This is a genomic window from Bauldia litoralis (assembly GCF_900104485.1).
GTDB lineage: Bacteria > Pseudomonadota > Alphaproteobacteria > Rhizobiales > Kaistiaceae > Bauldia > Bauldia litoralis.
In genome coordinates this window covers 737,887-761,395 of sequence record NZ_FMXQ01000001.1, presented here as the reverse complement: position 1 = coordinate 761,395, position 23,509 = coordinate 737,887, and the positions used below count along the sequence as shown (strand labels likewise).

Genomic DNA, 23,509 nt, shown 5'->3' with positions numbered 1-23,509 from the left:
GTCTCCTGTCGTTCCTGGCAGCCCCGTTCCCCGGATATCGGACCGCTGGACGTGCATCGGGCTCGGTCGGGCACTTTGGGTGGCAACGATGCATGAAAGGTGAATCCGCCCGGTAGGGTCGGACATATGACGAGATCGCCGGTTTCGTGCTTAAGCAACAATGAATCCGGCGTGCGGGTGCCGAACGAGGGGCGGGTTTGATTTCCCGGCGGGCGAAAGGTGATACAAGGTGCCGAACAACCTCCGAACACCCCTCCGATTCAGCGGTGGAATCATGTCAGCTCCAGTGTCTCCGCGCGAAAGCGCCTCCGTCCATCACCTGCCCAACGCGCGGCCCGAGGTTCACCCGGACAATCCGGGGATTCCGCTCGATCTCGAGCCGGTCCGGGCGATGCGGGCCAACCTGTCGGCGATCCAGCGTCGCGCCGCGACGCTGCCGACCCGCCGCACGGTCAAGAAGCAGTGGCAGGCGGCGTGGCTGGTGAAGGCGCTGCAGTGCATCGACCTGACGACGCTGGCCGGCGACGACACGGAAGGGCGGGTGCGGCGGCTTTGTGCCAAGGCGCGGCAGCCGTTGCGGGCCGACATCGCCGAGGCGCTGGGTCTGGCCGACCGGCGGATCACCGTCGGGGCGGTCTGCGTCTACCATCGCTTCGTCGAAACGGCGTGCCAAGCGCTTGAAGGATCAGGGATTCCGGTCGCCGCCGTGTCGACGGGCTTCCCCGCCGGACTGTCGCCTTTCGAGACGCGGCTGGCCGAAATCGAGGCCTCAGTCGCGGCCGGGGCGGGCGAGATCGACATCGTCATCACCCGCGAGCACGTCCTCAACGGCAACTGGCAGGCGCTCTACGACGAGGTGAAGGCCTTCAAGCAGGCCTGCGGGCCGGCGCATATGAAGGCGATCCTGGCGACTGGCGACTTGAAAACATTGAGGAATGTCGGACGGGCCTCGATGGTGGCGATGCAGGCGGGGACGGATTTCATCAAGACCTCGACCGGCAAGGAAGGGGTCAACGCGACGCTGCCGGTGGCGCTGGTGATGGTGCGCGCGATCCGCGCCTATCGCGAGGCGACAGGCAACGTCGTCGGTTTCAAGCCGGCCGGCGGAATATCGACGGCCAAGGATGCGATGGCCTTCCAGTTCCTGATGAAGGAAGAACTCGGAAACGACTGGCTACAGCCCAGTCTCTTCCGGTTCGGTGCTTCATCGTTGCTTGCCGATATCGAGCGCCAGCTCGAATATTACGTCACCGGGCGCTATGCGTCCTTCGATCACCATGCAATGGCTTGACCCAATGTCTGTAGCAGAAATCCTCGACGACCTCGAATACGGGCCCGCGCCGGAATCCGACACGGAAGCCAGGGAGTGGCTGGCGCAACACGCTGATGGCACTCAGCTTTTCATCGACGGCGAATGGCGGAAGCCGGCGTCGGGGCAGTGGTTCGACACGCTCGATCCGGCGACCGGGGCCGTGCTGGCGCGGATCGCCCAGGCCGACGGGACGGACGTGGACGCCGCCGTGGCGGCGGCGAGACAGGCGCAGGCGCCCTGGGCGGCGCTGCCGGGACACGCGCGGGCGCGCTGTCTCTACGCCATCGCAAGACTGATCCAGAAAAACAGCCGACTCTTCGCCGTGATCGAGGCGCTCGACAACGGAAAGCCGATTCGCGAGACCCGCGACATCGACGTGCCGCTGGTCGCCCGGCACTTCTATCACCACGCCGGTTGGGCGCAGCTGATGGCGAGCGAAATGCCCGACCGGGCGCCGGTCGGGGTCTGCGGCCAGATCATCCCGTGGAACTTTCCGCTGCTGATGATGGCGTGGAAGATCGCGCCGGCGATCGCGCTCGGCAACACCGTGGTGCTGAAGCCGGCGGAGTTCACTTCGCTGACGGCGATCCTCTTCGCCGACATCTGCCGGATGGCCGGTGTGCCGAAGGGGGTGGTCAACATCATCACCGGCGACGGGGCGACCGGCGAACTGATCGTCAGGCATCCGGACATCGACAAGCTCGCCTTCACCGGCTCGACCGAAGTCGGCCGAAAAATCCGCGAAGCCTCGGCCGGCTCCGGCAAGGCGCTGACGCTGGAGCTCGGCGGCAAGTCGCCCTTCATCGTCTTCGACGACGCCGATCTCGATTCGGCGGTGGAAGGGGTGGTCGACGCGATCTGGTTCAACCAGGGCCAGGTCTGCTGCGCCGGCTCGCGGCTGCTGATCCAGGAGACGGTGCATGACGCCTTCATCGCCAAGCTGAAGGAGCGGCTGACGACGCTGCGCGTCGGGCCGCCGCTCGACAAGGCGATCGATGTCGGCGCGATTGTCGACAAGGTGCAGCTCGACCGGATTACCAGTCTCGTCGAGCAGGGACGGAGCGAAGGGGCGGAGGTCTTCCAGACGCAGCTCGAGCCGTCGAAGGGCGGCTACTTCTTCCCGCCGACGCTGATGACCAACGTCCACCCGGCCTCGACCTGCGCCCGCGTCGAAATCTTCGGGCCGGTGCTGGTCGCCATGTCGTTCCGGACGCCGGACGAGGCGGTGGCGCTCGCCAACAACACCGAATACGGGCTGGCCGCCAGCGTCTGGTCGGAGTCGATCAACCTTGCGCTCGACATGGCGCCGAAGATCAAGGCCGGCGTCATCTGGATCAACTCGACAAACCTCTTCGACGCCTCGGCCGGCTTCGGCGGCTACAAGGAATCCGGCTACGGCCGGGAGGGCGGTCGCGAGGGCGCCTTCGCCTACACGAAGCCGAAGTGGATCGCCGCGGCGAAGCCGATCGAGGAGGCGCCGGTCAAGCTGGCGGCGATCGGTACCGAGCCGGGTTTCGCCGGCATCGACCGGACGGCAAAACTCTATATCGGCGGCAAGCAGGCGCGGCCGGATGGCGGCTATTCGCGGGCGATCGCCGCCCATGACGGGTCGTTGGCCGGCGAGATCGGTGACGGCAACCGCAAGGACATCCGCAACGCGGTCGAGGCGGCGCGCAAGGCGGCCGGCTGGGCCAAGGCGAGCGAGCACCTGCGGGCGCAGATCCTCTATTACATCGCCGAGAATCTCGAGGCGCGAGCCGACGAATTCGCCGGCCGGCTGGCGATGCTCACCGGCGAGCGCAAGCCGAGGGCGCGGCGCGAGGTCGAGGCCGCGGTGGCGCGCCTCTTCGCCTTCGCCGGATGGGCCGACAAATACGAGGGCGCCGTCCACCGGCCGCCCTTTACGGGACTGGCGCTGGCGATGAACGAGCCGGTCGGCGTCGTCGGCATCGTTGCGCCGGAAGCGCCTGGGCTCCTCGCCTTCGTCACGCTGATGGCCGGGGCGATCGCCGCCGGCAACACGGTGGTGATGGTGCCGTCGGAAGCGCAGGCGCTTCTGGCCACCGACCTCTACCAGGTGCTCGACACCTCGGACCTGCCGGGCGGCGTCGTCAACATCGTCACCGGCGACCGCCGGGCGCTCGGCCTCGAACTCGCCAAGCACGACGCGGTCGACGCGATCTGGGCTTTCGGGCCGCAGGGGATGGCCGAGACGTTTGAAAAGGCCTCGGCCGGCAACCTCAAGCAGACCTGGTGCGAGACGGTCGCGCGCGACTGGAATGACGAGGCCGTCTCAGGCGGCCGCGAAGTGCTGAGGCACGCGACCCAGGTGAAGAACATCTGGGTGCCCTGGGGGGAGTAGGGGGGCTCGATGGGCCTCCGTAAGAGGGCGGCGTCTTTCCACCTTTGTCGGTGTGTGACTCGGTAAGGGGCGCGCCCCCTCCACCATCGCTTCGCGACGGTCCCCCTCCCCCGCAGGCGGGGGAGGATGGGCGCGCTTCGCTTCGGTTTGAGCCTCCACGATCCCGAAAAAAATCGGGCGGTGCCGCCGCGGTCCTCCCCTGCGTAGCGGGGGAGGGGGACCATGCGTTAGCATGGTGGAGGGGGCGCACTTCCCCAACAACGCAGCTTCCTTGAGGCAGCACCATGCGGGCGCCATCGCGGACGGTTGGCAATGCGCGACGGTTGCGGCGGGCGATGTCGCCGCCAGAGGCGCGGCTCTGGGTTCGGCTGCGGGTTCGCGATTCCGAATCGCCGATCTTTCGCCGCCAGCATCCGATAGGGCCTTACGTGATTGATTTCTATTGCCCGGCGGCGAAGCTGGCGGTCGAGGTCGATGGCTGGGGACACGTGACCGGTGATCGGCCGGCGCGCGACGAACGGCGCGATGCGTGGTTGTCCGATCGCGGCGTGACCACGCTGCGGATTCCGGCTGGCGACGTGCTGCGTGGTTGCGACGCGGTGGTCGAGCGGATTCGGCAGACTGCGTTGGCGCTGCTGAGGGATTGAATGAGTGGGTGGTGGCGCGCGCCCCCTCCACCATCGCTTCGCGACGGTCCCCCTCCCCCGCAAGCGGGGGAGGATGGGTGCGCTTCACTTCGGACACTGCGCGTTGTTCGGAGGTTGAAACGGACGGTGTCGCCGCGATCCTCCCCTGCGGAGCGGGGGAGGGGGACCGCCCGGAGGGTGGTGGAGGGGGCGCACTTCCGTCGAATCCGAATCCCACGAAATGAGAGTGGCGCGATCGTTGCCGATCGCGCCACCCTTGCGTCACCCTGAAGACCGAGGGGGGCGGGAAGCCTCCGGGGTGAATGCGTGATTCGTCAGTCGCGTCCGGGGGGACGCAGCGTCCTGGCTACCAGCCCCACTGGACGGTGGTGCCGACCTTGCCGTTGCCGTTCTGGACGACGTCGGCATTGGTCTTCTTGCCGAACTGGAAGAGGCCGTAGGCGTTGCCGTTGCCGTTCTGCTGCAGGGTGCCGTTGTGGCCGTTGCCCTTCTGGTGGACGACACCGAAATTGCCGGCGCCATTCTGCGCCAGTCCGGCGGAATTGTTCTTGCCCTTCTGCTTGATGCCGCCGTTCTTGATCTGGTTGACGGCGCCGTAGATCAGCAGGCCGGTCTGCAGGGCCTGGGCCTGTTTGGCGTCCTTCGGGGCGAAGGTGAAGGACAGCGATCCGCCGGCGGAGGCCGGGGTGGCGAGGGGGGCGGCGGCGATCATCATGGCGACCGCACTGGCAATCAGGGTCCTGGTCATCTTGGTCATCGGTCGTCTCCTGTTTGGCTTCGTGGTCGCCGGGTCTGCCCGGCTGATGTCGCGCACTATGGCGGGGGTGGGCTGAACCCGATCGGAACCGGGCATTCATTCGGCGTTAATCGGCGGGCCGGCGTGTCGAGGCCCGCCGTTGGCGTCAGATCGCGCCGCCGACGCGCTCGGCGCATTCGATGGTCTCGCCGTCGACGGTGACGGTGAGGCGGGCGTCGTAGACGGCGCCGTTCTGGCCGAGCATCACCTGGCCGACCATCGCCTCCTCGCCGGCGGCCAGCGCGAAGTCGCCGCCCTGGCTGATATTGGCGCTGCCGCCGCCACCGGCATTCTTCACCCTGAACTGGTAGGAGCCGACGATCGCGGCATCCGCGCCGACGAGGCCCTGCAGGGAAATCATGCCGCCGCTGGCGCCGGCATTGATGACGCAACGGACCGGGGCGTGGGCGCCCTTGCTGGCCGACTCGACCGGGCCGGCGATAGCGAAGGCCGCAGCGCCGATGGCGCCGGCGCTCAGGACAAGGGCCGCGACGGGGGCGGTCAGACGCCTGGGATTATCGAACATGGCTCAGTCTCCTTGGGCTCGCCCTTGCGGGCCGTCGAATGGGGGGGGCCGGGAAGCGCCTCGGGGGGTGACGCCTCCCGGCCAAGTCGAACCGCATTGGGGGGGATGCGGTCCGGATCAGTTGCAGGTCTGGACGAAGGCAGCGACGTTGCCCTTGCCGGCCTGGACGACATTCGCGTCGCAGCCGTTGCCGACCTGAACACCGGCGGCGACATTGCCGTTGCCGTCCTGGGTGACGATGGCGTTGTGGTTGGAGCCGAACTGGCCGACGCCGGCCGCGTTGTGCTTGCCCTTCTGCCATGTGTCGGCGTAGTTGTTGAAACCTTCCTGGCCGATCGCCGAGAGGTTCTTCTTGCCGTACTGGGAGGCGATGCCGGTGTTCCAGGAGCCCTTCTGGTGAACGCCGATGTTGTTCTTCCAGCCGACCTGGTTGCCGCCGGCGCTGTTCGACCAGCCCCACTGCTGGATGTTGATCTTGCCGGCGCTGGCCGGAACTGTGGTGAAGGCGATGGCGGTGGCGAGGGCGGTGCCGATGAGGAAGGTGCGGGTCATGTCCGTCTCCTTGGGGTCTGCGGTGGGTGCCGCGTTCTGATCACGGTTCGGGTTTTACGGGGGGCGACACGAACCCAGCCTGAACCCGCCATTCATCAACCGTTCACCGGCTTGATGCGGCGCGGGGCGGGCTTATCTACAGGCGAATGAGCGGGGAGTTCGGGCCATGCCTGAGAACGACAGCAAGACAACCACAAAGGTCCGGCCGAAGACGGAACGGCCGCGCCTGCACAAGGTGATTCTCGTCAACGACGACTACACGCCGCGCGAATTCGTGGTGATGGTGCTGAAGGCGTTCTTCTCGATGAGCGAGGACGAAGCGGCCAAGGTGATGATCACCGCGCACATGAAGGGGGTCTGCGTCGTCGCCGTCTATACGGCGGACGTGGCCGAGACCAAGGCGACGGAGGCGACCGACGCCGGGCGCGGCGCCGGCTACCCGCTGCTCTTCACCACCGAGCCCGAGGAGTAGGCGCGGGCGTCGTCAGTCGGCGCTGGCGGAGCGGGCCGAATCGAGCAGGGCGGTGGTGGCGGCGGCGCGTTCCTTCCTGGTGACGATATCGGCGCCGAAGAGCTTCATGCTCCGCAGCCCCTCGATGGCGAGGAAGGTGATCATCATGGCGGTCGGATCGTCGGTCTCGGCACGCAGCCGGTCGAGCAGGCGGCGGCGGAAGGCGTCGATCGGCTTGAGGAAATCCGGATCCTCGGCCATGGCCGCGAAGATCCATGACGGCGCCGGCTTGGCCTCCTCGCATTCGGTGGTCGACAGCCGGACATAGGCGGCCAGCAGGCTTTCGCCGGTGCCGGGCGCGCTGGCGTCATCGAGGGCGCGTTCGAACTCCTCGAGATAATCCTCGACGAGGCCCTGCATCAGCTTCGCCTTGGTGGGGAAATTGTAGAGAAGGCCGCCCTTCGAGACGCCGGCGCGGCTGGCCACGGCGTCGAGCGAAAAGCGGACGGGACCCGATTGCCGGGCCAGCTCGGCCGCCGCGGCTAGAATTTTCTTCCTGGAACTGGGTCTGCCGGGCGCCATCTGTCTTCCTCTTCGGACGCCGGTATAGAGGGAATTGACATTACCGTCCAGACGGTACAGTAAGCGACCGGAAAGAATTCGCCGCATATACGTGTCGGGCGCGTCGCATCCGTCTGCTCGCCAAGCCGCCGCCATCCCGAGGGGACCTTCTCTTGATCAAGCGCTTCATCATCGCCTTCGTGCTGCTCGTCCTCGTCGTCGGCGGCATCGTCGGCTTCAACATGTTCCGCGACCAGGCGATCTCCGACTTCTTCGCCAACATGAAGCCGCCGGCCGTGACCGTTTCGACGATGACCGTCGAGCCGATCAGCTGGACGCCGGGGATCGACGCGATCGGCACGGTCAGCGCGGCGCAGGGCATCGACCTGACGGTCGAGACCAGCGGCATCGTCGCCTTTGTAAGCTTCACCGCCAACGAGCAGGTGCCGAAGGGCAAGGTGCTGGTCCAGCTCGATGACGCCGTGCAGCAGGCCGACCTGACAGCGGCCAAGATTCAGGCTGACCTCGACGATCAATCGCTTGAGCGGGCGCTGGAGCTGCAGAAGCGCGGCGTCAACACCGACGTCACCGTCGATTCGGCGCGGGCGGCGGCCTCGGCCTCCAAGGCGCAGGTCGCCAAGCTGCAGGCGGTGCTCGACCAGAAGCAGGTCCGCGCGCCGTTCTCCGGCACGATGGGGATCCCGAAGATCGACGACGGCCAATACATCACGCCGGGCACGACGATCGCGACGCTGCAGGACCTGACAACCATGCGGGTGGACTTCACCGTGCCGGAACAGGCCTACGACCGCCTGCGGATCGGCCAGCCGGTGACCTTCGGCCAGACCGCCGACGACCTCGTCTACAAGGGCGCAATCACCGGCATCGATCCGAAGGTCGACCCGGTGAGCCGGCTGGTGTCGGTGCGGGCCGAGATGACCAATCCGCAAGGACGGATCAACCCCGGCCAGTTCCTCCAGGTGCGGGTCGAATTGCCGACCGAGGACAATATCCTGGCGATCCCGCAGACGGCGCTGGTCAGCAGCCTCTACGGCGATTTCGTCTTTGTCGTGCGACCGCCAGAGGACGCCGCGGCGCCCGCCGAACCGGCGAGCGGCGACGGGTCGGACGCGGTGGCCGCCGAGGCGCCGGAACCGGAGACCGCCCAGCCGCCGGCGCTTTCCGCCTTCCAGGTCTTCGTCAAGGCCGGACGCCGGACCCAGGGCCGGGTCGAGATCATCGAAGGCCTGTCGCCCGGCGACCAGGTGGTGACGGCAGGCCAGAACCGGCTGTTTTCCAGCGTGCCGGTGGTCGTCGACAACACGGTCACGCCGGCACTCGACCCGGTCAGGACGCCGACGCCGGCAGGCGGTGACGCGGCCGAGGCCGGCACGGCTGAAGGCGCCGGCGAATGAACTTCTCCGCCCTCTTCATCCGCCGTCCGGTCCTGTCGACCGTCGTCGCCTTCCTGATCCTGCTGCTCGGGTTCCAGGGCATCTTCAACCTGTCGGTGCGCCAGTATCCGGAGGTCGAGGAGACGGTGATCACGATCACCACCGTCTATCCGGGCGCCAGCGCCGACCTGATCCAGGGCTTCATCACCGCGCCGATCGCCGCCGCCGTCGCGACGACCGAGAATATCGACTACGTCTCGTCCTCGAGCCGCCCCTCGGCGAGTTCGGTGACGGTGCAGATGCGGCTCGGCTCCAACCCCGACGTGGCGCTGACCGAGGTGATGTCGAAGGTGCAGGGCGTGCGGGGCCAGTTGCCGAGCGACGCCGAGGACCCGGTAATCGTCAAGGGAACCGGGCAGACCTTCGCCCTGATGTACCTGGCGATGCAGAACCCGAACATGACGGCGGAGCAGCTGACCGAATACATCAAGCGGGTCATCCGGCCGCGGTTGTCGACGGTCGAGGGCGTCGCCGAGACGCAGGTTCTCGGCGCGGCCGACTATTCGATGCGGATCTGGATCGATCCGATCCAGCTCGCCGCCCGCCAGATCACCGCGTCGGAAGTGCTGGCAGCAATCAGCGCCTCGAACTTCCTCGCAGCGCCGGGCAAGACGGAGAACGAATACGTCGCCTATTCGATCACCATGCAGTCGACCTTGCAGACCGCCGAGGGCTTTGCCGCGCTGCCGCTGAAGTCGGAGAACGGCGACGTCGTGCGGCTTGGCGACGTGGCGCGAGTCGAGCTTGGCGCCGAAAGCAAGGACACCATCGTCAGCTTCAACGGCGAACCGGGCACCTTCATCGGCATCTATCCGACGCCGTCCGCCAATCCGCTCGACACCGCCGCCGCGGTGATCGCGGAACTGCCGGCGATCAGCAGCAGCCTGCCCGACGGCATGTCGATCCGGCTGGTCTACGATTCGACCGAGACGATCAGTGCCTCGATCGACGAGGTGTTCGCGACGATCATGGAAGCGGTGATCATCGTCGTGCTGGTCATCATCCTGTTCCTCGGTTCGTTCCGCTCGGTGCTGATGCCGATCGTGACGATCCCGTTGTCGCTGATCGGCGTCTGCTTCCTGCTCCTGATGATGGGCTATTCGATCAACCTCCTGTCGCTCTTGGCCATGGTGCTGGCGATCGGCCTGGTGGTCGACGACGCGATCGTCGTGGTGGAGAATATCCACCGCCATATCGAGGAAGGGCTGACTCCGATGGAGGCGTCCTTCGTCGGCATGAAGGAAATCGCCGCGCCGGTGGTGGCGATGACGATCACGCTGGCGGCGGTCTTCGCGCCGCTGGCCTTCACCGGGGGACTGACCGGCGCGCTGTTCCGCGAGTTCGCGCTGACGCTTGCGGGGGCGGTCGTCATCTCCGGCTTCGTGGCGCTGACCATCACACCGATGATGAGCGCGCGGCTGCTGAAGGGCGGCGATCCGGGGCGTTTCGCCAGGTTCGTCGACCGGACCTTCGAACGCATCGCCGGACGCTATGAGCGGCTGGTATCGGGCTCGTTGAAATACCGCCCGGTGACGCTGATGATCGTCGTCGCGCTGATGGGGGTGACGGCCTTCATGTTCGTCAAGACATCGAGCGAGCTGGCGCCCGAGGAAGACCAGGGCGTGCTGTTCGCCCTGGTCAACGCACCGCGCTACGCGACCAGCGAATATACCCGGCTCTACACCGACCAGATGCGCGAACTGACCGCCGACATCCCGGAGGTCGAACAGAATTTCCAGATCGTCGGTTTCGGCGGCGCCACCAATTCGGGCATTGCCCTGTGGTCGTTCAAGGACTGGTCCGAGCGGACGCGATCACAGAAGGAATTGCAGGGGGATATCCAGGCGCGGATCTCGAAGGTGGCGGGTGTGCAGGCCTTCGTCTTCGCGCCGCCCTCGCTGCCGGGCGCCGGCGGCGGGTTGCCGATTTCGATGGTGATCCAGTCGACCGGCGATCCGAGCCAGGTCTACGAGGTGGCCGAACAGATCCGCCAGGAAGCCCAGGCCTCGGGCAAGTTCATCGTCGTCCAGAACTCGATGGCCTATGACGCGCCGCAGATCACGGTGAAGATCGACCGCGACCGCGCCGCGGCGCTCAACCTGCCGGTTCGCGATATCGCCACGACCCTCGGCCTCCTGGTCGGCGGCGGCTCGGTGGCGCAGTTCGATCGCGATTCCAACAGCTATGACATCATCATGCAGGTCGACCGGAAGTATCGCGACAATCCGCAGATGCTCGGCCAGTTCTACGTGCGCAGCGTGACCGGCGACATGGTGCCGCTGTCGGCGGTGATCACCGTCTCGACCAATGCCTCGCCGGCGGCGATCGAGCAGTTCAACCAGCTCAACTCGGCGACGATTTCGGCGCTGCCGCTGCCGGGCGTCACCACCGGCGACGGGCTGCAGACGATCGAGGACTTGGCCCGGCCGCTGCTGCCGGCCGGCTTCTTCATCGACTTTTCCGGTCAGTCGCGGCTGGAGAAGACCGAGGGCAACACGATCCTGATCGCCTTCGCGCTGGCGATCGTCGTCATCTACCTGGTGCTTGCCGCGCAGTTCGAGAGCTTCCGCGATCCGCTGATCATCATGATGTCGGTGCCGCTGTCGATCTTCGGCGCGATCGTGCCGCTCAACATCGGGCTCGGAACGCTCAACATCTATACCCAGGTCGGCCTGATCACCCTGATCGGCCTGATCACCAAGCACGGCATCCTGCTGGTCGAATTCGCCAACCAGCAGCGCGAGGAACACGGGATGTCGCGGCGCGACGCGATCGTCGCCTCGGCCAAGGTGCGGCTGCGGCCGATCCTGATGACGACGGCGGCGATGGCGCTCGGTGTCGTGCCGCTGATCATCGCGGAAGGCGCGGGCGCCGCAGCGCGCTACTCGATGGGGCTGGTGATCTTCACCGGCGTGCTGGTCGGCACGATGTTCACGCTGTTCGTCGTGCCGATGTTCTACACCTATATCTCGCGCAAGGACCATGTGCCGGCGCAAGCGCCGGCTGCCGAGCCGGTGCCCGGGCGACTGGCCGAACAGGGGTGAGGCGTGCTTCGGGGCGGGCGGTGCGTACTTCGAGGCTCGCTTTGCTCGCACCTCTGCATGGCGGGGTGGGGGCTTCGCCGAGGGTCTCAGGAAGACAGGGTGTGGCGGGCGATTGACGTCAACTCCCTGAAGACGCCCCCTTCGCCATCCTGAGGTGCCCGGCGGAGCCGGGCCTCGAAGGACGCAACTCCATCCGGACTCCGAGACAGCCTCTGGCCCGAAGGCGAGGCTCGGGCTTCGTGCTCGTCAGATGATCTCGTCCTCGTCGAACATCGGGTCCTGCTCGAGCTGCGAGGCGAGGCTGTCGATGGTCGCGGCGGCGTCGTCGCCGTGCCGGACATTGGCGACGTGGAAGAGCGCGTCGCCCTCGTTGACGATCGGCAGGTTGGTGCGGCCGATCAGCAGGCCGCGGCCCTCGAGCACCACTTCCGTTTCGGTTTCGCCGAAGGGATCGGAGATGACGCCGAGCAGGGCGCCGTCATCGACCTCCTCGCCGATCGTCTTGAAGGTGCGCAGCAGGCCGCCGGCAGGGGCGCGCAGCCAGAAGCTCGAGGTCGAGCGGATCGGGATGCGCTTCGGCCGGGCGACCCCCTTGGCCGAAATCATGTCGAGATGGCGCATGACCCGGAGGATGCCGCTGACCCCGGTGCGGACCGCGTATTCGTCGAAGCGCAGGCCCTCGCCGGCCTCGTAGAGCAGCATGTCGACATCGCGTTCGCCGGCGGCCTGGCGCAGCGACCCGTCGCGGATCTTCGACGTGACGATCAACGGCGCGCCGAAGACCTCGGCGAGCGCCATCGGCCCGGGGCGATCCGGGGTGACGCGGATCTGCGGCAGGTTGGCGCGGTGGATGGCGGCCGAATGGAGGTCGATGCCGACATTCGAGCGGGCGACGATCTCGTTGAGGAAGAGGTGGGCCAGCCGGGCGGCAAGCGAGCCCTGCGGCGAGCCCGGAAAGGAGCGGTTGAGGTCGCGCCTGTCCGGCAGGTAGCGCGAATGGCTGAGGAAGCCGAAGGAATTGACGATCGGGATCGCCAGCAGCGTTCCGCGCATGCCGTCGAGATTGGGCGCCCTGAGCAGCCGCCGGACAATCTCGACGCCGATCACCTCGTCGCCATGGACGGCGGCGCTGACGAACATGGTCGGCCCCGGCCGGCGACCGTGAACGACGTGGACCGACAGGGAGACCGGGGTGTGGTCCGACAGGACGCTGACCGGCAGGTCGATCGTGGCGCGGGCGCCCGGCGCGATGCGCCGGGCGCCGAGCGCGAAGGCCGGCCGGTCGCGACTCATCCCTTGCCCCGGGTCTTGGTCTTGCCGGGCTTGGCTTCCTTGGCGAGGAACTCGATGGCGAGGCCGGCGATGTCGATGCCGGTGGCCTTCTCGACGCCTTCGAGGCCGGGCGAGGAGTTGACCTCCATCACCACCGGGCCGTGATTGGCGCGCAGCATGTCGACGCCGCACATGTTGAGGCCCATCGCCTTGGCGGCGCGGATAGCGGTGGAGCGTTCCTCCGGCGAGATCTTGATCGTCGTGGCGCTGCCGCCACGGTGGAGATTCGAGCGGAACTCGCCCTCGGCGCCGGAGCGTTTCATCGCGGCGACGACCTTGCCGCCGACGACGAGGGCGCGAATGTCGGTGCCGCCGGATTCCTTGATGAACTCCTGGACGAGGATATTGACGTTGGCGCCGCGGAAGGCCTCGATCACCGACTTGGCCGAGCGGTCGGTATCGGCAAGCACCACGCCGATGCCTTGCGTGCCCTCGAGCAGCTTGATGACCAACGGCGCGCCGCCGGCAAGCCGCAGCACCTCCTCGGTCTGCTTCGGATCGTGGGCGAAGGTGGTGACCGGCAGGCCGATGCCTTCGCGGGCGAGGATCTGCATCGAGCGCAGCTTGTCGCGCGACCGGCCGATGGCGACCGACTCGTTGAGGGGATAAACGCCCATCATCTCGAACTGGCGCAGCACGGCGAGGCCATAGAACGTGACCGAGGCGCCGATGCGCGGGATCACAGCGTCGTATTTCGGCAGCTTCTCGCCGTTGTAGTAGATCTCCGGCCGGCGCGAGGCGATGTTCATGTAGCAGCGCAGGGTGTTGATGATGTCGAGCTCATGCCCGCGCGCCTCCGCGGCCTCCTTCAGGCGCCTGTGCGAGAAAAGGCCGGCATTCCGGGCGAGCATCGCGATCTTCATTGGCTTTTTCCTTCAGCAGTCTGGTAGGCGCCGGGTACCTGGGGGACGGTCGCTTCGAGCGACGGCGCGGCGCCCTCTTGCGGTGCGTGATGCGGAGTCGGGAGGTCCGGCAGACCGGCCCGGTAGGATTTGCCCGGATTGACCACGAAATTGTGACCACGGATCGCGGCCCGGCCGAGGATCAGGTCGAACTCCATCTCCGTCCGATCGGAGAGCGAGACTTCGATGGTCCAGTGTCGCCGTCCGATGACCAGCGGCGTCTGGACGATGTAGCGGGTCTCGGGGACGCCGCTGGTATTCTTGATCGCCCGACGGTCGGCGATCGGTGCGAAACAGCGGACCGGCTGCCTTTGCGTCGGGGAGGGGACCGTGAAGGCGATCCACGGCGTGCCGTCGCGCTCGAAGGGTTCGAGATCGGTGGCGTGAAGCGCCGAGGTGCGGGCGCCGGTGTCGACCTTGGCCCGCATGCGCTCGATCCCCAGGGCCGGAAGCCCGATGAACTCGCGCCAGCCGATCTCGGTCGGTTCCGGCCTGCTGCGGCGGCGGGCGGGAATCATGTGATGCAATCCTCGTTGGCGCGCCGGTAGTTGACGAAGGTGCTGGCGCTCATGATGACGAAGAAATTGTCCATGTCGATCAGCACGTAACCGCGCTCGAGCAGCGCCCGGGTCAGCGCCCGGACGTCGTCCTCGTAGACGCGACGGCGGCCGGCCAGTTCACGCACCAGCTTGGCGGCGATCCGGTAGCGGCCGTTCGGCTTGCCGCCGAAGGCGCGTCCGTAGAGATCGGCCAGGCGGTCGGCAACGGCATCGGTTGAATGCGTGTCAGTTGTCATGGGCGCTGCCTTTAAGTCAGCAAATAATCTTTGTCCATAGAAAAAATTATTTACCTGAAGTTCGATCGCTCCACGTGCCTGGGAGACGCGAGGGGGCCGGAAGGCGGGCCCGGGAGGGCCATACACCTCGCCTTAACCGGGCAATGGTTCTTTCCCGCGCGGAGCTGAGGGAGATCGACAGGCAATGGCTGACGTAATCAAACGGGCATGTTTCGTGCTGTTCGCGGTGATGGTCTATGGCGCGGCCGGCGCCTGGCTGTCCTCGGTGGTGCCGGCGGGGGCGGAAGCCGAACCGGCGGACCTGCAGATCGAGACGCGGGACGCGATCGACGCATTCTTCGCCGCAGTCCTGAGCGGCGAACCCGACAAGGTCGCGGCGGTCCTGGCGCCGGAATTCCAGATCCAGCGGGCCGACGGCTCGCATTATGACGCCAAGGCCTATCCGGACAGCATCCTGCCGATCATCGCCGAAGTGCCGGTTATCCAGGATCTGGTTGTCTCGGCAACCGGCGACAGCGTCGTCGCCACCTATGTGGTCAACGTCAACGAGACGCTCGACGGCTCGGTGGTCGAGGCGAATGCGCCGCGGATGACCGTCTTCCGCAAGGAGGGCGGCACCTGGCTGGTGGTCGCGCATGCAAACTTCGCCGGCATCGAAAGGTAGGACGGCGCGCCGTGACTCCGCTTCGCTGCGTATAGACTCAATTAACCATCTGACTGTGCAAGTTCTTTAGCTTTGTCGGACATGGTTAGAGTCGCGCGACGGTGGTCAGAGCGAGAATGCATGCACGACGTAGTCAGCGATAGACAGAAGGCCGAGGGATTCTTTCACAAGGCCGCCGCAGCGGCCTTCCTCGCCGGTGCGGTCTATTTCGCGGCTGTCCTGGTCGGAAGCGCCACGCGACTGCCGGGCGAAGTCGCGGGAATATGGATCGCCAATGCCCTGGCCCTGACGTTCCTGATGCGTCAGGAGAAGGCCGCATGGGCGCTGACTGCGCCGGCGATCTTCGTCGCCGGATTTGCCGCGCATTTCGCTTCCGGCGCGGGCGGGGTCACCTCTGCAGGGCTGATGGCAGCCAACCTGCTCGAAGTGCTTCTTGCCGCCTCGATCATCAGGTTATGGTATGGGCCGGACCTGCGATTTCGCGACGATCTCTCGGCCTATTTCAGGGTCCAGGCCGTGGCGGCGCTGCTGACGCCGGTGATCGGCGCGGCCGCCGGCGCCACCATTCTTGTCACCATCCAGGGCGGGACATTCGCTGCCATCCTGGCGTCATGGTGGAGCGCCTCGGCGATGGGGGCGATCGTCGTCCTTCCGCTGGTCCTGTCGGCGACGCCGGAGACGGTTCGCAATGCACTGACCGGACGGAACGCCCTGGAACTTGCGGGCTTCGCGTTGACGACCGTGTTCGTCGTCTACGGAGCGGCGTGGTTCCTGGCTTATCCGTTCGTCCTGTTGGCCCTGGTGCTGGCCGCCGCGGCGATGCGCCTCAGCCCGTTCGCCACCGCCGTGGTCTCCGCGCTCGGCCTCTTCGTGGTGCTCGGCGCGGGATTTTCCGGCGACACCCACGTGCCGTCAGGCGGGTCCATCCTGGACGAGAACGCGTTCCATGTCTCGGCCGCGCTGTCGATCGTCCTTCCCTTCGCCATCTCGCTGCTGGTCACCCAGCTCCGCGGCGATCGGGCCCGAATCGCCGAAAGCGAGGAGCGGTTCCGCAGCGCGATGGAACATTCGGCCATCGGCATGGCGCTGGTCGGGCTCGACGGAAGCTGGCTTCGCATCAATCCGGCGACCTGCGACCTGCTCGGCTACACATGGCAGGAACTGCGCGAGAAGACGTTCCAGGATCTGACCCATCCCGACGACGTCGACACCGATCTCGACCTTGTCCGGCGCTGCATCGCCGGCGAGATCGATTCCTACCGGATGGAGAAGCGCTACTTCCGCAAGGACGGGTCGATCGTCTGGGCGCTGCTGGTTGTGGCCATCATGCGCGACCAGGAAACGCAGGCGCCGCTGTATTTCATCTCCCAGATCGAGGACATCACGGCCCGCAAGGAGGCGGAAGCGCAGCTCGCGGCGAGCGAGAGCCGCTGGAACTTCGCCCTCGAGGGTGCCCGGCAGGGGGTGTGGGACGTCAACCTCACCACTATGGAGACGTATCTGTCTCCGGTCTGGAAAGCGCTGATCGGCTATACCGACGAAGAGTTCGGCAACGATCCCGAGCTGTGGCTGGAGCACCTTCACCCGGATGATGTCGAGCAGGTCATCCGGAAGGATGAGGGGCACCGCGCGGGCCTGGTCGATTCCTTCGAGAACGAATTCCGCATGCGTCACAAGGACGGGCATTGGGTGTGGATTCTCGACCGCGGCAAGGTGATGGGCCGGGATGCGGAAGGAAAGCCGCTACGCCTGATCGGAACCCATACCGACATCAGCGGCCAGAAGGAGGGCGAGGAGAAGATACGCATCCTGTCCGAGCGCATGAGCCGCGCCACCCGGGCCGGCAAGGTCGGGCTGTGGGAACTCGACCCGGCGACCGGCGACGTGTGGTGGGACGAGGGCAACCACCTGGTGCATGGCACCGACGCGAAGACCTTCCAGCCGCAGAATCTGCGGTATCTCATCCATCCCGACGATCGCGACGCCTTCGACACGTATCTGACGACCGTCATGGCGGGGAAGCCGGACGACAGCCGGGGCTACCGGATCGTCACCCCGGAGGGCGAATTGCGCCATATCCGGTCGACCCGCGAGTTCGTTCGCGACGCCAGAGGCGCCCTGACCGGCGTCGTCGGCGCCAACTGGGACATCACCCAGGAGATGGCGCTGACGGAAGCCTATGCCGAGGAGAAGGAACGCCTGCGCGTTACCCTGGAGTCGATCGGCGACGCGGTGATCTGTACCGACCGGGCCCAGATCGTCACCTTCATGAATCCGATTGCCGCGAGACTGACCGGCTGGCGGCCGGCCGAGGCGATCGGCAGACCGGTCGGCGACATCTTCCGCATTGTCGACGAGCATTCCGGAGAGCGTCTCGGCGGTCCGGTCAGCGAATGCCTGGCGACGCTTGCGCCGGTGTCGGCGACCGAGGGCGTTCAACTCGTCAGCAAGGATGGCAAGCGGATCGACATACGCGACACGGTGGCGCCAGTGAAGACCGCCGATGACCGGGTCATCGGGACGGTCCTGGTCTTCCAGGACACGACACGGGAGCGGAAGCTCCAGCGCCAGATCGCGCATTCCGCGGCGCATGACGACCTGACCAAGCTGCGCAACCGGGTGTCCTTCGAGCGCGAACTGGAGATAGCCTGCAGGGAGTCGGCAAGGCAGGGTCGAATCCATAGTGTGTGCTTCATCGATCTCGACCGGTTCAAGCCGGTCAATGACGAAGCCGGGCATGCTGCCGGTGACGCGCTGCTGCAGGAGATCGGGGCGATCCTCAAGGCATGTGTGCGCGGGCACGACCTGACGGCGCGGCTTGGCGGCGACGAATTCGGGCTGCTGCTGCTCGACTGCCCGGCGAAGCAGGCGGCGGCGATCTCGGAAAAGCTGATCCAGTCGATCGTCAGCGCGCGGTTCGACTGGGAGGGACGCACCTTCAGCGTTGGCGCCAGCATCGGCGTGCGCCAGATCCCCGACACAGGGGGGACGCCATCGAGCGTTCTCAAGGACGCGGACATGGCCTGCTATGAGGCCAAGGCGAGGGGCCGGGGCCGGGTGGAGGTCTTCGACGACGACCCGCCGCCGGTCGTGGCCAAGGCCGGCTGAGGGCTTCTGGCCGCGCCGTTGCGAAAGGCGCGGGAATCACCATCTTCGGGGGCCGGCCAGCGTGACGGCGACCCGCCCGCCGCCGCGACGCCGGCCGGGGTGGCGTTTCGACGCCAAAGACTGTATCGATCCGGCGGTTTTCCCAACTTTTGAAGTGCCATGAACGACGCGACCAAGACGACCGTCTATCCGCCCGCAGAGGCCAGCCCGAACTTCCCGAAACTCGAGGAAGCGGTCGGCAAATGGTGGGAGGAAAACGCGGTTTTTCAGACCTCGATCGACCAGCGCCGCGACGCCGGCGCGGACGAATTCGTCTTCTATGACGGGCCGCCCTTCGCCAACGGGCTCCCGCATTACGGTCATATCGTCACCAGCTTCGTGAAGGACCTCGTGCCGCGCTACCAGACGATGCGCGGCAAGATGGTCGAGCGGCGCTTCGGCTGGGATTGCCACGGGCTGCCGGCAGAGCTCCATTCGGAGAAGGAACTGAAGCTTTCGGGCCGCACCGACATCCTCAAATACGGGGTCGCCAAGTTCAACGAGCATTGCCGGACCTCGGTGATGCAGTTCCGCAGCGACTGGGAATATTACGTCAATCGGGCGGCGCGCTGGGTCGATTTCGATAACGATTACCGGACGATGGACCTCACCTACATGGAATCGACCATGTGGGCCTTCAAGCAGCTCTGGGACAAGGGACTGGTCTATGAGGGCTTCCGGGTGGTGCCCTATTCCTGGGCCGCGCAGACGCCGCTGTCGCATTTCGAAACCCGGCTCGACAATTCCTATCGCTCGCGCCAGGACCCGGCGCTGACGGTCACCTTCCAGCTCCATCCGAAGGGCGGCGAGACGATCGCGCCGAAGCTGCTGGCCTGGACGACGACCCCCTGGACGCTGCCGTCCAACCTGGCGCTGGCGGTGCACCCGGAAGCCGACTATGCGCTGATGGAGAAGCAGGGCGAGCACTGGATCCTCGCCGACGCCTCGCGCGACCACTATGCCAAGGAGCTGGAGGACTGGGTCAAGGTCGGCAGCCTGAAGGGCGCCGACCTGATCGGCCGGGGCTATCACCCGCTCTTCCCGTTCTTCTCCGACACCGAGAACGCCTTTGTCGTGCTCGGCGGCGAATTCATCGAGCTTGGCGAAGGCACCGGCGTCGTCCATATCGCGCCGGCCTTCGGCGAGGACGACATGGCGGTGGCGCAGGCGGCCGGCATCCCGGTGGTCGATCCGGTCGACTTCGAGGGCAACTTCACCGACCAGGCGCCGCCCTATGCCGGGATGAATGTCTTCGACGCCAACAAGGACGTCATCCGCGACCTCAAGGCCGAGGGCTCGGTGGTGCGCCACGAAACCTACGAGCACAACTACCCGCATTGCTGGCGTACCGACCAGCCGCTGATCTACAAGGCGATCCCCTCCTGGTACGTGAAGGTCACGGCCTTCCGCGACCGGATGGTCGAGCTCAACCAGGACATCACCTGGATGCCGGAGCACATCAAGGACGGCATCTTCGGCAACTGGCTGGCCAATGCCCGCGACTGGAATATCGGCCGCAACCGCTTCTGGGGTTCGCCGATCCCGGCGTGGAAATCGGACAATCCCGAATATCCGCGCATCGACGTCTATGGCTCGCTCGACGAGATCGAGCGCGACTTCGGCGTCCGGCCGACCGACCTGCACCGGCCTTATGTCGACGAGCTGACGCGGCCGAACCCGGACGATCCGACCGGCAAGTCGACGATGCGCCGGGTCGAGGATGTGCTCGACTGCTGGTTCGAGTCGGGCTCGATGCCGTTCGCCCAGGTGCATTATCCGTTCGAGAACAAGGACTGGTTCGACAGCCACTTCCCCGGCGATTTCATCGTCGAATATGTCGGCCAGACCCGCGGCTGGTTCTACACACTGATGGTGATGGCGACGGCGCTGTTCGACAAGGCGCCGTTCCGCAACTGCATCTGCCATGGCGTCGTGCTCGACGAGAACAAGCAGAAGCTCTCCAAGCGGCTGAAGAACTATCCGGACCCGGTGGAGATGTTCAACACCCACGGGGCCGACGCGCTGCGCTGGTACATGATCTCCTCGCCGCTCTTGTCCGGCGGCGACCTCGCCATGCCGCGCGATGGGCGGGCGATCGGCGATGCGGTGCGCCAGGTGCTGCTGCCGCTGTGGAACGCCTATTCCTTCTTCACCCTCTACGCCAATATCGATGGCATCCGGGGGAAGATGATCACCACGGCGGAGGCCGATCTCGATCGCTACATCCTCGGCAAGACGGCCGAACTCGTCCGCAACGTCGAGGGGGCGATGGACACGCTCGACCTCGCCGGCGGCTGCGCGGCGTTGCCCGGTTTCATCGAGGCGCTGAACAACTGGTACATCCGCCGTTCGCGCGAGCGCTTCTGGTCGTCGGAAAAAACCGCCGACAAGCAGGCGGCCTATGACACGCTCTACACCGTGCTGGTGACGGTGACCCGGACGATGGCGCCGTTCCTGCCGTACATCACCGAGACCATCCACCGGGCGCTCTGCGACGGGGACAGCGTACACCTGCAGGATTGGCCCGACGCCTCGGCCTTCGCGGTCGACGAGGCGCTGGTGGCGCGGATGGACCTGGCGCGCGACGCCTGTTCGGCGGCGGCCTCGATCCGCACGGCGAAGAACCTGCGCAACCGCCTGCCGCTGCGCAAGCTGACGGTGGCGCATCCCCGGCATGCGACGCTTGAGCCGCTGCGCGCGGTGATCGCCGAGGAGGCCAACGTCAAGGAAGTGGTCTTCGCCGACGATCCCTCGGCCTTCGGCTCCGAGGTGCTGGCGGTCAATTCGCGCATCGTCGGCAAGCGGGTCGGCAAGGCGATGAAGGACATTCTTGCGGCGGCCAAGGCCGGCGACTGGCACGCGGTCGGCGGCGGCGCCGTCGAGGTCGCGGGCCAGGTGATCCAGGGCGACGAGTACGAGCTGCGCTTCCGCGCGGCCGAGGGCCTCGACGCGGCGAGCTTCGATGCTTCGGCCGGCGTTATTGTCCTCGATACGGCGGTCGACGCGGCGCTGGAGCAGGAGGGCGTGGCCCGCGACTTCATCCGGCTGGTGCAGGTGGCGCGCAAGGACGCCGGCCTCAATGTCGCCGACCGGATCCGCATCGAGGTCAAGGCGGGCGCCGCGGCCAACGACGCGATCGCCGCCCATCTCGATACGGTCAAGCAGGAGACGCTTGCGGTCGCCTATGACGCGGTCGAGGCACCGGGCGGATTCGTGTCGGAAGGGAAGCTCGCCGACGAGCCGATCGCCATCGGCGTCTCGGTGGCGGGGTAGGCGCTGCGGGCCTGTTTCACGGCCCGCGCCTCATCAGCGGACTCAGTACCGAACCGACCGAAGGGGGCGGCGCGCGTTACCGTGCGCCGCCGGACTCCGGCTCTTGCCGGTGTGCGTCCTGGCAGCGCGCTCAGGCGTCCTTGCGGTCGAAGAGCATCCAGACGGCCGGGACCGCGAGGGCGGCCAGCACGATCTTGAGCAGGTCGCCGAGGATGAAGGGGGCGACGCCGGCCGAGAAGGCCGTGCTGAGGCCGAGGCCGGTGGCGCCGTTCGACAGGGTGGCGAACCAGGCGAGCCAGGCGAAGCCGAGGGCCATCATGATGACCTCGCCGACCAGCATGGCGCCCATCAGCTTCGGAGCCGAGCGCGACCAGCCCCAGTCGGCGGCACGGCCGACGACGAAGGCGATGACGACGAAGCCGAGCAGGAAGCCGCCCGTCGGGCCGAGGAAATAGGCCGGGCCGGCGACGGCCGGCGGCGTGTTGGTGAAGACTGGGATGCCGAGCGCGCCCTCGGCGAGGTAGACCAGCACGGTGGCGACCGCGAGGCGCGACCCGTAGCCGGCGGCGAGCGCCATGATCGCCAGGGTCTGCAGCGTCATCGGCACCGGAAAGAAGGGAACCCGGATCTTGGCGGCGATGGCGATGACCGCCGTGCCGGCCAGAACCAGCAAGATCGCGCCGAGCGCCCGGGCGAAGCCCTCGGGCAGCAGGGTTTCGGCGAGGGCGGCGCGGCCCGATGCGTTCGATGACATGGACATTGTTGGTGTTCCCCGAGCGTCGAATTCTCTGCGCCAGCTATAGAAAGAATGTTGCGCCGCGACAAGGCGGCGATGCGATTCCACTTTGCGCCGGCGGCGGCTCTTGGCTAAACAGGCCCGATGAACGCACGCGAAGCCAGTCTCTTCTCGATTCTCACCGCGGCCCCGGTCGTCCCTGTCCTCACCATCGAGTCCGTCGCAGTCGCCCTGCCGCTCGCCCGGGCGCTGGTCGCCGGCGGCCTGACGGCGCTGGAGGTGACGCTCCGCACCCCGGCCGGGCTCGACTGCATCCGCGCCATTGCGGCCGAGGTCGAGGGCTGCGACGTCGGCGCCGGCACCGTGCTCGAACCGCGCCAGCTCGAGGCGGCAGTCGAGGCGGGAGCGAAATTCCTGGTCAGCCCGGGGGCTTCGCCGAACCTGATCAGCGCCGCCAGGGATGCGCCGATCCCGTTCCTGCCGGGGGTGGCAACGGCCGGAGAGGCAATGACGCTGGCCGAGCAGGGGTTCACCGCGCTGAAATTCTTCCCGGCCGAGCCGGCCGGGGGCACGAGTTACCTGAAGGCGATTGGGGCACCTTTGCCGGAAATCAAGTTCTGCCCGACCGGCGGAGTCGGCCCGAAGAACGCCGCCGACTACCTTGCGCTGGCGAATGTGATCTGCGTCGGCGGGTCGTGGGTGGCGCCGGCCGATGCGGTCAGCCAGGGCAACTGGACACGGATTACCGCGCTTTCCCGCGAGGCCGCTTCACTCGGCTGAATCGCGGGCAGACCCGTAAAATGCGGCAAAAACCATTTAATGTCCGACCTTTGCGTTGTGCAAAGCGGAATCAAAATTTCTTGCGTTTGGTTCCATATGCGGCCATATGAAGCATGTTCGGGCACTTTGAACCCCGGAGACTGGAAAACTGCGCGAGGATAAAAACCCCTCGCT

19 protein-coding genes are annotated in these 23,509 nt (G+C 66.6%); 10 read left to right on the top strand and 9 right to left on the bottom strand.

The window, feature by feature from the left end; translation table 11 throughout:
* Positions 1 to 274 precede the first annotated feature (274 nt).
* The 3 genes from deoC to BLT60_RS03605 all read left to right on the top strand — a co-directional run bounded on the left by deoC (position 275) and on the right by BLT60_RS03605 (position 4,321).
* The gene (gene deoC / locus BLT60_RS03615) at positions 275 to 1,291 is read left to right on the top strand and encodes a deoxyribose-phosphate aldolase (RefSeq protein WP_090874812.1); all 1,017 of its coding nucleotides are present in this window, start codon (positions 275 to 277) and stop codon (positions 1,289 to 1,291) included.
* Positions 1,292 to 1,295: 4 nt separating this feature from the next.
* Entirely contained in the window at positions 1,296 to 3,674 is a 2,379-nt protein-coding gene (locus tag BLT60_RS03610; protein WP_090874811.1) for an aldehyde dehydrogenase family protein, read from the top strand.
* A gap of 284 nt (positions 3,675 to 3,958) precedes the next feature.
* Positions 3,959 to 4,321: an endonuclease domain-containing protein gene (locus BLT60_RS03605; protein ID WP_090874810.1), complete on the top strand. Its 363-nt coding sequence runs from the start codon at positions 3,959 to 3,961 to the stop codon at positions 4,319 to 4,321.
* A 346-nt stretch (positions 4,322 to 4,667) separates the two neighbouring features.
* Here the strand turns inward: BLT60_RS03605 and BLT60_RS03600 are convergent, their stop codons facing one another.
* The 3 genes from BLT60_RS03600 to BLT60_RS03590 all read right to left on the bottom strand — a co-directional run bounded on the left by BLT60_RS03600 (position 4,668) and on the right by BLT60_RS03590 (position 6,195).
* Positions 4,668 to 5,078: a curlin gene (locus BLT60_RS03600; RefSeq protein WP_090874809.1), complete on the bottom strand. Its 411-nt coding sequence runs from the start codon at positions 5,076 to 5,078 to the stop codon at positions 4,668 to 4,670.
* A 145-nt stretch (positions 5,079 to 5,223) separates the two neighbouring features.
* Complete coding sequence (gene csgH / locus BLT60_RS03595) at positions 5,224 to 5,643, bottom strand: curli-like amyloid fiber formation chaperone CsgH (protein ID WP_090874808.1); 420 nt, start codon at positions 5,641 to 5,643, stop codon at positions 5,224 to 5,226.
* A gap of 117 nt (positions 5,644 to 5,760) precedes the next feature.
* Positions 5,761 to 6,195: a curlin gene (locus BLT60_RS03590; RefSeq protein ID WP_090874807.1), complete on the bottom strand. Its 435-nt coding sequence runs from the start codon at positions 6,193 to 6,195 to the stop codon at positions 5,761 to 5,763.
* Positions 6,196 to 6,361: 166 nt separating this feature from the next.
* Between BLT60_RS03590 and clpS the strand changes: the two genes are divergently transcribed.
* On the top strand, positions 6,362 to 6,667 hold the full coding sequence (clpS, locus tag BLT60_RS03585) for an ATP-dependent Clp protease adapter ClpS (RefSeq protein WP_090874806.1): 306 nt from the start codon (positions 6,362 to 6,364) through the stop codon (positions 6,665 to 6,667).
* Positions 6,668 to 6,679: 12 nt separating this feature from the next.
* Here the strand turns inward: clpS and BLT60_RS03580 are convergent, their stop codons facing one another.
* Complete coding sequence (locus tag BLT60_RS03580; RefSeq protein WP_090874805.1) at positions 6,680 to 7,228, bottom strand: TetR/AcrR family transcriptional regulator; 549 nt, start codon at positions 7,226 to 7,228, stop codon at positions 6,680 to 6,682.
* 152 nt (positions 7,229 to 7,380) lie between these two features.
* Between BLT60_RS03580 and BLT60_RS03575 the strand changes: the two genes are divergently transcribed.
* Positions 7,381 to 8,622 (top strand): efflux RND transporter periplasmic adaptor subunit, encoded by a 1,242-nt coding sequence (locus tag BLT60_RS03575; protein ID WP_244521120.1) that lies wholly within the window; start codon positions 7,381 to 7,383, stop codon positions 8,620 to 8,622.
* Complete coding sequence (locus BLT60_RS03570) at positions 8,619 to 11,705, top strand: efflux RND transporter permease subunit (RefSeq protein ID WP_090874804.1); 3,087 nt, start codon at positions 8,619 to 8,621, stop codon at positions 11,703 to 11,705. Before BLT60_RS03575 ends, BLT60_RS03570 begins: the two co-directional genes overlap by 4 nt.
* 246 nt (positions 11,706 to 11,951) lie before the next feature.
* Here the strand turns inward: BLT60_RS03570 and BLT60_RS03565 are convergent, their stop codons facing one another.
* From BLT60_RS03565 to BLT60_RS03550, 4 genes are read right to left on the bottom strand one after another with little or no spacing between them, the layout of a single operon-like run.
* Entirely contained in the window at positions 11,952 to 12,998 is a 1,047-nt protein-coding gene (locus BLT60_RS03565) for a succinylglutamate desuccinylase/aspartoacylase family protein (RefSeq protein WP_090874803.1), read from the bottom strand.
* Positions 12,995 to 13,900: a 30S ribosomal protein S6--L-glutamate ligase gene (rimK, locus tag BLT60_RS03560; protein ID WP_090874802.1), complete on the bottom strand. Its 906-nt coding sequence runs from the start codon at positions 13,898 to 13,900 to the stop codon at positions 12,995 to 12,997. Before rimK ends, BLT60_RS03565 begins: the two co-directional genes overlap by 4 nt.
* Positions 13,897 to 14,457, bottom strand: coding sequence for an ATP-dependent zinc protease family protein (locus BLT60_RS03555; RefSeq protein ID WP_090874801.1), 561 nt, complete (start codon positions 14,455 to 14,457; stop codon positions 13,897 to 13,899). Before BLT60_RS03555 ends, rimK begins: the two co-directional genes overlap by 4 nt.
* Complete coding sequence (locus BLT60_RS03550; protein WP_090874800.1) at positions 14,454 to 14,735, bottom strand: hypothetical protein; 282 nt, start codon at positions 14,733 to 14,735, stop codon at positions 14,454 to 14,456. The genes BLT60_RS03555 and BLT60_RS03550 overlap by 4 nt, the downstream gene beginning before the upstream one ends.
* Before the next feature lie 184 nt (positions 14,736 to 14,919).
* Between BLT60_RS03550 and BLT60_RS03545 the strand changes: the two genes are divergently transcribed.
* The 3 genes from BLT60_RS03545 (at position 14,920) to ileS (ending at position 21,819) form a co-directional block, all read left to right on the top strand.
* A complete protein-coding gene (locus BLT60_RS03545; protein ID WP_090874799.1) occupies positions 14,920 to 15,399 on the top strand; it encodes a nuclear transport factor 2 family protein in 480 nt (159 codons plus the stop codon).
* A 120-nt stretch (positions 15,400 to 15,519) separates the two neighbouring features.
* A complete protein-coding gene (locus tag BLT60_RS03540; protein ID WP_175478274.1) occupies positions 15,520 to 18,507 on the top strand; it encodes a PAS domain S-box protein in 2,988 nt (995 codons plus the stop codon).
* A gap of 159 nt (positions 18,508 to 18,666) precedes the next feature.
* On the top strand, positions 18,667 to 21,819 hold the full coding sequence (ileS, locus tag BLT60_RS03535) for an isoleucine--tRNA ligase (protein WP_090874797.1): 3,153 nt from the start codon (positions 18,667 to 18,669) through the stop codon (positions 21,817 to 21,819).
* Positions 21,820 to 21,949: 130 nt separating this feature from the next.
* Here the strand turns inward: ileS and BLT60_RS03530 are convergent, their stop codons facing one another.
* Positions 21,950 to 22,579 (bottom strand): biotin transporter BioY, encoded by a 630-nt coding sequence (locus BLT60_RS03530; RefSeq protein ID WP_244521119.1) that lies wholly within the window; start codon positions 22,577 to 22,579, stop codon positions 21,950 to 21,952.
* Between the two features lie 120 nt (positions 22,580 to 22,699).
* On the opposite strand from BLT60_RS03530, the gene BLT60_RS03525 reads away from it, so the two are divergent.
* Positions 22,700 to 23,335: a bifunctional 4-hydroxy-2-oxoglutarate aldolase/2-dehydro-3-deoxy-phosphogluconate aldolase gene (locus tag BLT60_RS03525; protein ID WP_090874796.1), complete on the top strand. Its 636-nt coding sequence runs from the start codon at positions 22,700 to 22,702 to the stop codon at positions 23,333 to 23,335.
* Positions 23,336 to 23,509: the final 174 nt, after the last annotated feature.